Source organism: Pseudomonas putida (genome assembly GCA_041071465.1).
Classification (GTDB): domain Bacteria; phylum Pseudomonadota; class Gammaproteobacteria; order Pseudomonadales; family Pseudomonadaceae; genus Aquipseudomonas; species Aquipseudomonas putida_P.
On the sequence record CP163498.1, the window covers coordinates 1,330,001 to 1,341,748 of the forward strand.

Consider the following 11,748-nt stretch of genomic DNA (forward strand, 5'->3'; position numbering starts at 1 on the left):
CGCCAACTGCCCCCAATCCAGCCCCAGGATAAAGAACAGGTAGGCCAGGATGTGCAGCACTATATAAGCAAACACCCATAACCCCAGCTGCCGACGCACTACGATCCACCCCGACCACCCCGTCAGCTTCTGCAACGGGGTCATGCACAAGGTCACCAGCAGGAAGGTGAGCGCCCCAAGCCCAAGGCGGTCCATCATGATCTTCCCGGGATCAGGCCCCAGCAGGCTCATCGCTGCCTCATATAACCACCATGCCGGGAACAGGCACCCCACAACGAAGATGGCCAGGCGGAACCAGGGATAGCGCATCAATAGTTCTTCCGCAGATCGAGCCCGGTATACAGCGACGCAACCTCATCAGCGTAGCCATTGAACATTTGCGTCTCCCGCACATTGGGGCTGAACAACCCGCTGGGCAACCGTCGTTCGCGCGCCTGGCTCCAGCGCGGGTGATCGACAGTCGGATTCACATTGGCATAGAAACCATATTCATCCGGCGCCAACCCTTCCCAGGTAGTGCCAGGCTGCTCGGCCACCAGGCTGATACGCACGATCGACTTGATGCTCTTGAAACCATATTTCCATGGCACCACCAACCGCAGCGGCGCGCCGTTCTGGTTGGGCAACTCCCGTCCATACATGCCCACCGCCAGGATAGCCAATGGGTGCATTGCTTCATCCAGACGCAAACCTTCTCTATAGGGCCAGTCGATCAGGGCAAACCCTGAACGCTGCCCCGGCATGTGTTCGGGATCCTTCAAGGTCTCAAAGCGCACATAACGCGCCTTGGAAGTCGGCTCGACCTGCTTGAGCACCTGCGCGAGCGGAAACCCCAGCCAGGGAATGACCATCGACCACGCCTCTACGCAACGCAGACGGTAAATCCGCTCTTCAAGCTGGTAAGGTTTGACGAAGTCTTCCAGTGCATAGCGCCCGGGCTTGCCCACCTCACCATCCACCACAATCGACCACGGCTCGGTCTTAAGGCTGTCGCCATTGGCAGCCGGGTCACCCTTGTCGGGACCGAACTCGTAAAAGTTGTTGTAGTGGGTGGCGTCTTTGAATGGCGTGATCACCTCATTGTTCACCGTCACCGCCTGCCAGCGCGTGGCGGCAAGCTTGTCAGTGAACCAGGCCGGCCCGGTGCCGGCCTGCACATCGGCATAACGCGAAACTTCCGCAGCCCCCACCCCGCCCGGCAGCGCGCCCAGCGCCAAGCCGGCCAATGAGCCACCCAGCAGGGTACGACGGGAAAGATAGAGGCCTTCGGGGGTAATCTCCGACGCCTTGCACTCGGAAGACCTGGGAAGCTTGATGAGCATGGGCGGCTCCATAGCACTGAGTAACGGATGTACCCGTAAGACTATGGAGCCGGAAGGTTATTCCAGCGTTAAGCGATTTTCACGCTTTGCGCCGGCGCGCCTTCAGCAGGAACTGGATCGGCCCCGATGCCGCGTAGGCGAGGAAGATCAGCAGCAGGATGCGTGGCGGGTCGCTGAATACCACGGCAAATACCAGCACCACGGCCAGAATCGCCACGAACGGCACACGCCCTTTGAGGTCCAGCTCCTTGAAGCTGTTGTACTTGATATTACTGACCATCAGCATACCGGCAGCAGCCACCAGCAGCGCCACCAGGAAAGACAGCTTGGACCCCTGGATTCCGTAGTCGCTGAACGCCCATACGGTACCCGCCACCACACCCGCGGCAGCCGGGCTGGCCAAACCGATGAAGTAGCGTTTGTCGGCAGTACCGACCTGGGTGTTGAAGCGCGCCAGGCGCAACGCGGCACCGGCTACATAGATGAAGGCGACCATCCAGCCAACCTTGCCCATGTCACCGAGCGCCCAACCAAAGGCCAGCAAGGCCGGGGCCACACCGAAGGCGACCATGTCAGACAGCGAGTCATACTCGGCACCGAAGGCACTCTGAGTATTGGTCATGCGCGCAACACGGCCGTCCAGGCCATCGAGCACCATGGCCACGAAAATGGCGATGGCGGCAAAGGCGAAGTACTTGCTCGCCTCGCGCGGGTCACCGGCACTCAGGGCACTCTGTGCGCTCATCGAGCTGATGATGGAATAGAAGCCGGCAAACAGGTTGGCGGTGGTGAACAGGTTGGGCAACAGGTAGATGCCGCGGTGGCGCACCTTGCGGCCTTCGGCGTCATGCCCTTCTTCAACGTGCTCATCGACAGGTAGCAGGCTTTCGGCGTCGGAGGGCTTGTTCGGCTCTTCGGGACGTTCGCTCATGGAGGGTACCTTGCAACAGGATGGAAAATGTTCGACACGGGCCCGCGAAACAGGTTCTGACAGCAGGCCACTGGTCTGCTTTATACCAGAAGCGGGCTGCCAGAACGAAAAAACGCGGCCGAAGCCGCGTTTTTCATCTTTCGATAAGACTTAGTTCTTGGTCTTGTCGACGATTTTGTTAGCCGAGATCCAAGGCATCATCGAGCGCAGCTGCTCGCCGATGATTTCGATGCCGTGAGCGGCGTTGTTGCGACGCTTGGCGGTCATCGATGGGTAGTTGGTAGCACCTTCGGAGATGAACATCTTCGCGTACTCGCCGTCCTGGATGCGCTTCAGAGCGTTGCGCATGGCCTTGCGGGATTCTTCGTTGATGACTTCCGGGCCAGTGACGTACTCACCGTATTCGGCGTTGTTGGAGATCGAGTAGTTCATGTTGGCGATGCCGCCTTCGTACATGAGGTCTACGATCAGTTTCAGCTCGTGCAGGCACTCGAAGTAGGCCATTTCTGGCGCGTAGCCAGCTTCGACCAGGGTTTCGAAACCGGCTTTGACCAGTTCGACGGTACCGCCGCACAGAACAGCCTGCTCACCGAACAGGTCGGTTTCGGTCTCGTCCTTGAAGGTGGTTTCGATGATGCCGGTGCGGCCGCCGCCCACGCCCGAAGCGTAGGAGAGTGCGACGTTCTTGGCGTTGCCCGAAGCGTCCTGGTAGATAGCGATCAGGTCAGGGATGCCGCCGCCTTTGACGAACTCGGAGCGAACGGTGTGGCCCGGGGCTTTCGGCGCGATCATGATCACGTCGAGGTCGGCACGCGGAACAACCTGGTTGTAGTGGATCGAGAAGCCGTGGGAGAAGGCCAGGGTAGCGCCCTTCTTGATGTTCGGCTCGATCTCGTTCTTGTACAGAGCGCCCTGGAACTCGTCTGGGGTCAGGATCATGACCAGGTCAGCCGCAGCGACAGCGGTAGCAACGTCAGCAACTTTCAGGCCGTGGGCTTCAGCCTTGGCAACGGTAGCCGAACCTTTACGCAGACCGACGGTAACGTCTACACCGGAGTCCTTCAGGTTGCACGCCTGAGCGTGGCCCTGGGAGCCATAACCGATGATGGCGACTTTCTTGCCCTGGATGATGGAAAGGTCGCAGTCTTTATCGTAGAAAACTTTCATGAAAATACCCCTGGTTATATCTCGGCCCCTGCGGAGCCATCGCTAATTTTTGAATTTAGATGCTGAGCACTTTGTCGCCACGGGCAATGCCGGTAACGCCGCTGCGCACGGTTTCGAGAATCGATGCAGTGCCGATCGCCTGGATGAAGCTGTCCAGTTTGTCGCTGGTACCGCTCAGTTGTACGGTGTACACGCTGGCGGTCACGTCGACGATCTGGCCACGGAAGATATCCGTGGTGCGCTTGATCTCGGCACGCTGGGCACCGGTGGCCTTGACCTTGACCAGCATCAGTTCGCGCTCGATGTGGGCGCTTTCCGACAGGTCGACAAGCTTGACCACTTCGACCAGCTTGTTCAGGTTCTTGGTGATCTGTTCGATCACTTCGTCATGGCCAACGGTGGTCAGCGTCAGACGCGACAGGGTCGGGTCTTCGGTCGGCGCCACGGTCAGGCTTTCAATGTTGTAGTTGCGCTGGGAGAACAGGCCGACCACACGGGACAACGCACCTGGTTCGTTTTCCAGCAGCAGGGAAATGATGTGCCGCATATCAGGTACGCTCCGTCTTGCTCAGCCACATGTCACGCATCGAGCCGTCCTTGATCTGCATCGGATAGACGTGCTCACTGCGGTCAACCGCGATGTCGATGAACACCAGGCGGTCCTTCATCGCAAACGCTTCTTCCAGCTTCGGCTTGAGGTCCTTCAGGCTGGTGATGCGGATGCCCACATGGCCATAGGCCTCGGCCAGCTTGATGAAGTCAGGCAACGACTCGACGTACGAGTGCGAGTGACGACCGTTGTAAGCCATGTCCTGCCACTGGCGGACCATGCCCAACACACCGTTGTTCAGGTTGACGATCTTCACCGGCAGGCCGTACTGCATGCAGGTGGACAGCTCCTGGATGTTCATCTGGATGCTGCCTTCGCCAGTCACGCAGGCCACGTCCTGGTCCGGGAAGTTGAGCTTGACGCCCATCGCCGCCGGGAAGCCGAAGCCCATGGTGCCCAGGCCGCCGGAGTTGATCCAACGGTTTGGCTTGTTGAAGCGGTAGTACTGCGCCGCGAACATCTGGTGCTGGCCCACGTCGGAGGTGACGAAGGCGTCGCCATGGGTCACTTCGCACAGGGTCTCGATGACTTTCTGCGGCTTGATGACATTACCGTCGCCCTTGTCATAGGGGAACATCTCACCATTGCCACGCCATTCGTCGATCTGCTTCCACCAGGCATCCAGCGCCGCCTTGTCGGGCTGCTCGCCGATTTCCTTGAGGATGCCGAGCATTTCGCTGAGCACGCTGTCGACCGGGCCGACGATTGGCACGTCGGCCTTGATCATCTTCGAAATCGACGCTGGGTCGATATCGACATGGATGATCTTGGCATTCGGGCAGAACTTGGCCGGGCCGTTTACCACGCGGTCGTCGAAACGAGCACCCACCGCGAAGATCACGTCGGCATTGTGCATGGCCATGTTGGCGGTGTAGCTACCGTGCATGCCGAGCATGCCGAGGAACTGGCGGTCAGTACCCGGGAAGCCACCCAACCCCATGAGGGTGTTGGTGACCGGCAGGTTCAGCGACTTGGCGATTTCGGTCAGGGCTTCAGAGCCACCACCGAGGATCACGCCGCCGCCGGAGTAGACGATCGGGCGCTTGGCAGCCAGGAGCATCTCGGCAGCCTTGCGGATCTGGCCGGAGTGGCCGCGGACCGCTGGGCTGTAGGAGCGCAGTTTGACCTTTTTCGGGTAGACGTATTCAAACTTCTCAGCCGGGTTGGTCATATCTTTTGGAATGTCGACCACGACTGGACCTGGGCGACCGGATTGCGCCAGGTAGAAAGCCTTTTTCAGAACTTCCGGGATCTCGGTCGGGTTCTTGATCATGAAGCTGTGCTTCACGATCGGCCGCGAGATACCGATCATGTCGGTTTCCTGGAAGGCATCGGTGCCCACCATGGTGCTAGGCACCTGGCCGGACAGGATGACCATCGGAATCGAGTCCATGTAGGCGGTGGCAATGCCGGTGATGGCATTGGTCGCGCCTGGGCCGGAGGTTACCAGCACCACACCGGCCTTGCCGGTGGCGCGGGCGTAGCCGTCCGCCATATGGGTTGCCGCCTGCTCGTGACGAACCAGGATGTGTTCCACTTCCGGTTCTTTGAACAGTGCGTCGTAAACATGCAGGAGAGCACCACCAGGGTACCCGTAGATGTGCTTAACGCCTTCGTCACGCAAGAAGCGGACGACCATCTCAGCGCCAGATAAAAGCTCCACGTTGTTCACCTCTAAAACGCCAGAATACCGTCCCTAGTGGACGGGTCTTAATAGGTTTACTGCCAAGCAGAGCATGAGCGAAAACGTCAGCACTGACTGAGCAAGTATTGGGAGCCCCCCAGAGTGTTGCGGGGATTTCCCACCCAGCGCGAGGTAACGCGTTGCGGGGTGTAACAGGTCGGCGCGGGTGTGCACCTCATGATCTGCTTAGCGGGTCTGCTTCTGGCAGTCCCTCTACAGCGGAAGTTGGATTCTTGTGATTCGGCGCCAACAAGTCAAGAAAAATTATTGCCAATTTTTCCCCAAGATGAATTCCTGCCACCACTAAAAATCGCTTCAGCAGCAGATTTAATAAGATTTCCAAAAAAAAGGGCCACAATCTGCGGCCCTTGACGAAAAAACTGAAGAAATCAGGCGGAAGGAGCGATCAATTGGTCAAAAGCTGCCAACAGACGGCGTAGCTCGCGACTTTGCTCCGGCCGGTCGGTAAACACGGTTTCGGCCATGACCAGGATGCTCGAGGCATTGGGCAGCGGGTGGCCCAACTCGATAATGATCTTCATGCGTGGCAGGAAGATCCATTGCAGCCACTGCTCGAAACTGAGGGTATCGACGGCGAACGGTACTGTGCTGGCCAGTGCCTCGTCGCTTGGTGGCTCGTCGTCCCACCAGCCTTGCACCTGCAGTTCACGCTCGATCAGCAGCAGGTGGTCGGCAATATCCAGAATGCGCTGCTCGATCATCACGAATTGACCCGCGCCTTTTGCCGGGCCAGCGCAGCGCCAGCGCTGTCACCCTGCTTTTCACGGGCCTGGGCGATGGTGTTCCATAGCTCCGCCTGCAGGCTTGGGCGGCCGTTGGCGTAAGTCAGGGCGCGGCGCGCCAGTTGCTCGGCCTGCGCGGCATCACCTTGCGAAAGGCGCACCTGGGCCAGGCGGTACAGCACTTGCGGCTCACGCGGCGCAATGCGCTGGGCACGCTCCAGGCTCGAGGCGGCACCGTTGAAGTCTCCACTGCGCTGCTGGGTCTTGGCGGTGGTCAGCAGTGCCAGCACCGGCCCGTCCAACTGCTCGTCGGCCGACAGGCCACCGGCAGCAGCGGTGCTACGCGGAATACCGGTTGGCGCGCTGGTGCTTTGCGGGGCGTTGTTCATCGCCGCGATGTCGAACGGCTCGTCGGCAATCGGGTTGGGGTTGGTGGTCATCGGCGCCGAACTGACAGGGCCAGTGCTGATCGGCCCCGGGGTGATCGGCGAGGTGCTGATCGGCGCTGCGCCATTGGCCGCCGGGAACGTCTGGATACCCGAAGCGCCTGCGCCCTGCGGAATCATCACGGTAACGCCGGAATCCTCCGCAAGCGTCTGCGCCTGGGCGGTGCCGGTGCTATAGCCGCCCGCCGAGCGGTTGGCCGTCACGCGTTCGCTGTTGGACACGCGGGTGCTCGAATCGACCACCGGAATATTGCCGCGCGGGACGCTGGAGCACCCCTGGAGCACAGCCAACGCCGTCACGGCAGGAAACAGCCACTTGTTCACGTCACACCTCATCAATGCAGCCTGTGCTTAATTCATCCAGCCCTTGACCCAGTCCATGACCGACTCGGCAGGATTCTCCTCGCCGCCACAGGTCGCGCCGGCGGGCGGTTCACTGCCGCGAATATACGGCATCTGCACTGCTCCCGGACAGCTGCCATCAGACCCACGGCCCGTGTAGGGGTCGATCCAGGCCTGCACCACGTTGTCCGGTTGCGGCATGTCCAGCGGCAGCGGGTCGGCTTTCTTCATGAAGCTGGTCCACACCTGCAGGGCACCGGTGGCGCCGGTAAATGGCGTTTTGCCGTTATCGTCACGCCCCATCCACACCACGGCCAGCAGGTCTTGGCTGAAGCCGGAGAACCAGCTGTCACGCGAATCGTTACTGGTGCCGGTCTTGCCCGCCAGGGTCAGCGAACGTGGCAAGGTGTTGTACACCGAGCGCCCGGTACCTTCGCGCATTACCCGTTGCATGGCGTTCTGCACCAGGTAGATGGCACCCGGGTCGAAGGTTTGCTGGATCTGGAACGGGTAGCGCTTGAGCGGCTCGCCCTCAGCGGTAAGCACACTGCGGATGCCGCGCATCGGGGTGTTGAAGCCGCCGTTGGCGATGGTCTGGTACATGGTCGCGACCTGCATCGGCGACATGCCGCCGGCCCCCAGCAGCATGGCCGGGAACGCTGGCCAGTCGACATTCACCCCCAACCGGCCAATGGTCTTGATCACATTGGGCACACCCACTTCCAGCCCGAGCTTGGCGGTAGACAGGTTGTACGAGTTGGCCAGCCCCTGGTACAGGTAGATGGTGCCATGCGGGCGACGGTCGTAGTTTTGTGGGCGCCAGACCTGGCCGTCGGCGCCCTTGACCGAGAATGGCTCGTCCTGCACCCAGCTGGTGAGGGTGTATTTGCTTGGCTGCTCCAGCGCTGTCAGGTACACGGACGGCTTGACCAGCGAGCCGATCGGCCGCACGGCGTCGATCGCCCGGTTGAAGCCGGCAAAACCTGCCTGACGGCTGCCGATGAGTGCCTGCACTTCACCCGTCTCAGGGTTGGTCACCACCATTGCCGACTCCACTTCGTCGGCACCCTTGCGGCCCGCCAGGCGCTTGAAGGTCTCGCTCATCGAGGTTTCGGCCTTCATCTGCAGGATCGGGTCGAAACTGGTGAAAATGCGCAGGCCTTCTTCGGTCAAGTCTTCGTCGCGGTAGTCCTGGCGCAATTGACGCTTGACCAGGTCGAGGAAGGCCGGGAACGAGCTGTCGGCCAGGCTGCCGCGCTTGGTCACACCCAGCGGCATCTTCTTCGCTGCATCGACTTCCGCCTGGCTGGCCACGCCCTGCTCGGCCACCAGGTCGAGCACCAGGTTGCGCCGAGCCAGGGCGCGATCAGGGTAACGCCGCGGGTTGTAGTAGGACGGGCCTTTGACCATGCCCACCAGCAGGGCGATCTGGTGCAGTTTCAGCTCCGACAGTGGTTGGCTGAAGAAGAACTGACTGGCCAGGCCAAAGCCGTGCACGGCACGCTGACCGTCCTGGCCAACGAACACCTCGTTGAGGTACGCCTCGAGGATTTCACGCTTGTCGTAGTGCAGTTCGAGCAGCATCGCCATCATCGCCTCGGTCAGCTTGCGGCTGAGGCTGCGCTCGCTGCTGAGGTAGAAGTTCTTCACCAACTGCTGGGTCAGGGTACTGCCGCCCTGGCGCATCGAGCCGGACGACGTGTTGACCCACATGGCCCGGGCGATGGACTTGGGCGACACACCGTAGTGGCTGTAGAAGTCGCGGTCCTCCGTCGCCACCAGGGTTTCGAGCAGGTATTTGGGGACCTGGTCGATCTTGATCAGGATGCGGTCTTCAAGGTTCTTCGGGTAGATGCCGCCGATCATCAGCGGCTCCAGGCGCACAACGTCAAGCGCCTTGCCATTGGCAGCAGAAAGGCCCGCCACGTAATCCCCTGAGAAACGCACGCGAACGAACTGCGCCGGCTCCATGCCCTCGTAGAACTGGAAGCCACGGGTATTGAGATCGACGGTATTGCCGTTGACCGCCGCCGCCCCTGGGCCGTTGGCCGCGCTTTCGCGTCGGTAGCCGAGTGCATCGAGCTCGGTGAGGAAGTCGTTCTTGCTCAGTTTCTGGCCGGTGAACAACTCCAGCGGCCGGGCATACACCTTGGCCGGGATGGTCCAGCGCTTGCCGGAGAACTTCTCCTGGACGACGGCATCGAGGTAAACCGCGAAGCCGGCAACGATCACCAGGCCTACCAGGCTGAGCTTCAAAGCCCAGCCCAGCCAGGCGCGGGAGCGGCCGGTCGGGCGTTTCTGAGGGGTGCGGGGATTTCGAGTTCGGGTCATGGCGGCGGATTATACGCACTTTATAAAGGCTGGGCAGACGGCCCAGCGGTAGGCAGGGACGGCACCATTGACCATAATGGCGCATTCGAATTCCCTTGCCCCGGAAGGATTTGCCGTGAGCCAAGCTCTTATCACTGCGTTGCAGAACCCAGCCCTGTACCCTCACCCCGTGGATGGGTTCCAGCTCATCGAGACGCATATCTCCTGGGTACTGCTCACCGGCGAGTACGCCTACAAGATCAAGAAACCGATGAACTTTGGCTTCCTTGACTTTACCGGCTTGGACCAGCGCCAGCATTTTTGCAACGAAGAGTTGCGCCTGAACCAGCGCCTGACCGAAGGCTTGTACCTGGAAGTGCTGCCGATCACCGGCAGTGTTGATGCACCGCAGATCGGTGGTAACGGCGAAGCTATCGAATACGCACTGAAGATGCGCCAGTTCCCCCAGGGGCAAATGCTCAGCACCCTGCAGGCCAATGGCGAGCTGAACGCCATGCACATTGACCAAATGGCCCGGCAGATCGCTGAATTCCACCTGCAGACGCCCAAGGTAGCTGCCGAACAGCCCTACGGCTCGCCTGAAAGCGTCATGGCCCCGGTCGAGCAGAACTTCGAGCAGATCCGTCCATTCCTGAGCGACAAGGCCGACCTGCTGCAACTGGACAACCTGCAAGCTTGGGCGCGGAGCAGTTTCGAGCGGCTGCAAGGCCTGTTCGCCTCGCGCAAGGCCAATGGCTTCACCCGCGAGTGCCATGGCGACATCCACCTGGGCAACGCCACCCTGATCAACGGCCAGGTGGTGATCTTCGACTGCATCGAGTTCAACGAACCGTTCCGCATGACCGATGTGTGGGCCGACACCGGCTTCCTCGCCATGGACTTGGAAGATCGCGGCCTCAAGTGCCTGGCACGACGCTTCATCAGCCAATACCTGGAGTTGACCGGCGATTATGAAGGCCTGGAAGTGCTGAACTTCTATAAAGCCTATCGCGCCCTGGTGCGGGCCAAGGTCGCACTGTTCAGCATGCCGGCCAATGCCGATGGCGTGCAACGGGCCACGACTTTGCGCACCTACCGCAACTACGCCAACCTGGCGGAAAGCTACAGCGCCATCCCTTCGCGGCTGCTGGCTATCACCCATGGCGTCTCGGCAGTGGGCAAGAGCCACGTGGCAATGCGCCTGGTCGAAGCCTTGGGCGCCATTCGCGTGCGCTCCGATGTCGAGCGCAAGCGCCTGTTCGGCGAACAGCCACAAGAGAACGCCGGTCAGCTGGCCTCCGGCATTTATGACCAGGGTGCCAGTGCCGCCACTTACCAACGCCTGCATCAAGTCGCAGCAACCATTCTGCGAGCCGGCTTCCCGGTGGTGTTGGATGCCACCTACCTCAAGCATGAACAGCGCCAGGCTGCGGCAGACGTCGCCAGCCAGACCGGCGTACCGTTCCTGATCCTCGACTGCCATGCACCAGAGGCGGTCATCGCCAGCTGGCTGGAGCAGCGTCAGGCCGAAAACAGCGACCCGTCGGATGCCACCCTGGACGTGGTCAAGGCCCAACAGGCCAGCCGTGAAGCACTGGATGCGCAGGAGCTGGTGCAGAGCACCCGGGTCGACACCCAGGACGCTGGCAGCATGGACCAGGTGATCGAACAGGTTCGTCAGCGCTTGCCTGGCCTGTAAGTTCGCCGTTTTCCTTTACCGGCCACTTCGCGGGCAAGCCCGTGTAGCGGCCGGTACAGGTCCTCTCATCGCCCCCGATGGCAAAAGGCCGCGTAATTCTTAACCCCCGCTACACTCCTTTCTGACCTGCTCGCGATTTATCCCCATTCCCCGTTCAGCCATCGCAAGGAGGCTCGATGAACGATGAATTGCAGCACCTGAAGAACCTTGGCAAGACCTCTGCGCAGTGGCTGCATGCCGCCGGCATCCACAGCGCATCGGATCTGCGCCGCCTGGGTGCGGTGGGTGCATACCAGGCCGTGAAGACACGAGGGTTCCGCGCCTCCAAGGTGCTGTTGTACGCCATCGAAGGCGCCCTGCTGGACATGCACTGGAACGATTTGCCGCTCGAACGTAAGGAAGCGCTAAACCAACAACTGGACGCGAAAAGCCCTACGCAAAAAAATCCAAAATAATCCTGGTAAGGGGATTGACTGTTAAATGAGAATCGTTAT

At 60.6% G+C, this 11,748-nt stretch carries 11 protein-coding genes (1 of these 11 running past the window's edge); 2 read left to right on the forward strand and 9 right to left on the reverse strand.

Going from position 1 to position 11,748, the window contains the following annotated elements:
• The 9 genes from msrQ to mrcB all read right to left on the reverse strand — a co-directional run.
• Positions 1 to 309: the 5' portion of a protein-methionine-sulfoxide reductase heme-binding subunit MsrQ gene (gene msrQ / locus AB5975_06185; protein XDR21453.1), read on the reverse strand. It extends 303 nt beyond the left edge of the window; only the first 309 of its 612 coding nucleotides appear in the window; it begins with the start codon at positions 307 to 309; its stop codon lies off the left edge, out of view.
• The gene (gene msrP, locus AB5975_06190) at positions 309 to 1,322 is read right to left on the reverse strand and encodes a protein-methionine-sulfoxide reductase catalytic subunit MsrP (protein XDR21454.1); all 1,014 of its coding nucleotides are present in this window, start codon (positions 1,320 to 1,322) and stop codon (positions 309 to 311) included. Before msrP ends, msrQ begins: the two co-directional genes overlap by 1 nt.
• 79 nt (positions 1,323 to 1,401) lie before the next feature.
• The gene (gene pssA, locus AB5975_06195) at positions 1,402 to 2,253 is read right to left on the reverse strand and encodes a CDP-diacylglycerol--serine O-phosphatidyltransferase (protein ID XDR21455.1); all 852 of its coding nucleotides are present in this window, start codon (positions 2,251 to 2,253) and stop codon (positions 1,402 to 1,404) included.
• A gap of 150 nt (positions 2,254 to 2,403) precedes the next feature.
• A complete protein-coding gene (ilvC, locus tag AB5975_06200; protein XDR21456.1) occupies positions 2,404 to 3,420 on the reverse strand; it encodes a ketol-acid reductoisomerase in 1,017 nt (338 codons plus the stop codon).
• A 55-nt stretch (positions 3,421 to 3,475) separates the two neighbouring features.
• Positions 3,476 to 3,967: an acetolactate synthase small subunit gene (gene ilvN, locus AB5975_06205; protein ID XDR21457.1), complete on the reverse strand. Its 492-nt coding sequence runs from the start codon at positions 3,965 to 3,967 to the stop codon at positions 3,476 to 3,478.
• Between the two features lies 1 nt (position 3,968).
• On the reverse strand, positions 3,969 to 5,693 hold the full coding sequence (locus AB5975_06210) for an acetolactate synthase 3 large subunit (protein ID XDR21458.1): 1,725 nt from the start codon (positions 5,691 to 5,693) through the stop codon (positions 3,969 to 3,971).
• Positions 5,694 to 6,103: 410 nt separating this feature from the next.
• Positions 6,104 to 6,436 (reverse strand): YqcC family protein, encoded by a 333-nt coding sequence (locus AB5975_06215; protein ID XDR21459.1) that lies wholly within the window; start codon positions 6,434 to 6,436, stop codon positions 6,104 to 6,106.
• Entirely contained in the window at positions 6,436 to 7,239 is an 804-nt protein-coding gene (locus tag AB5975_06220; protein XDR21460.1) for a tetratricopeptide repeat protein, read from the reverse strand. Before AB5975_06220 ends, AB5975_06215 begins: the two co-directional genes overlap by 1 nt.
• 15 nt (positions 7,240 to 7,254) lie before the next feature.
• Complete coding sequence (gene mrcB, locus AB5975_06225) at positions 7,255 to 9,576, reverse strand: penicillin-binding protein 1B (protein ID XDR21461.1); 2,322 nt, start codon at positions 9,574 to 9,576, stop codon at positions 7,255 to 7,257.
• A gap of 115 nt (positions 9,577 to 9,691) precedes the next feature.
• Here mrcB and AB5975_06230 point away from each other — a divergent pair, with 115 nt between their 5' ends.
• Complete coding sequence (locus tag AB5975_06230) at positions 9,692 to 11,254, forward strand: AAA family ATPase (protein XDR21462.1); 1,563 nt, start codon at positions 9,692 to 9,694, stop codon at positions 11,252 to 11,254.
• 176 nt (positions 11,255 to 11,430) lie between these two features.
• On the forward strand, positions 11,431 to 11,709 hold the full coding sequence (locus tag AB5975_06235; protein XDR21463.1) for a TfoX/Sxy family protein: 279 nt from the start codon (positions 11,431 to 11,433) through the stop codon (positions 11,707 to 11,709).
• Positions 11,710 to 11,748: the final 39 nt, after the last annotated feature.

Excerpts from the sequence above, each read along its gene's own strand:
- msrP (XDR21454.1), bottom strand. The coding sequence starts at position 1,322 with ATGCTCATCAAGCTTCCCAGGTCTTCCGAGTGCAAGGCGTCGGAGATT.
- pssA (XDR21455.1), bottom strand. The coding sequence starts at position 2,253 with ATGAGCGAACGTCCCGAAGAGCCGAACAAGCCCTCCGACGCCGAAAGC.
- ilvC (XDR21456.1), bottom strand. The coding sequence starts at position 3,420 with ATGAAAGTTTTCTACGATAAAGACTGCGACCTTTCCATCATCCAGGGC.
- ilvN (XDR21457.1), bottom strand. The coding sequence starts at position 3,967 with ATGCGGCACATCATTTCCCTGCTGCTGGAAAACGAACCAGGTGCGTTG.
- AB5975_06215 (XDR21459.1), bottom strand. The coding sequence starts at position 6,436 with ATGATCGAGCAGCGCATTCTGGATATTGCCGACCACCTGCTGCTGATC.
- AB5975_06220 (XDR21460.1), bottom strand. The coding sequence starts at position 7,239 with ATGAGGTGTGACGTGAACAAGTGGCTGTTTCCTGCCGTGACGGCGTTG.
- mrcB (XDR21461.1), bottom strand. The coding sequence starts at position 9,576 with ATGACCCGAACTCGAAATCCCCGCACCCCTCAGAAACGCCCGACCGGC.
- AB5975_06235 (XDR21463.1), top strand. The coding sequence starts at position 11,431 with ATGAACGATGAATTGCAGCACCTGAAGAACCTTGGCAAGACCTCTGCG.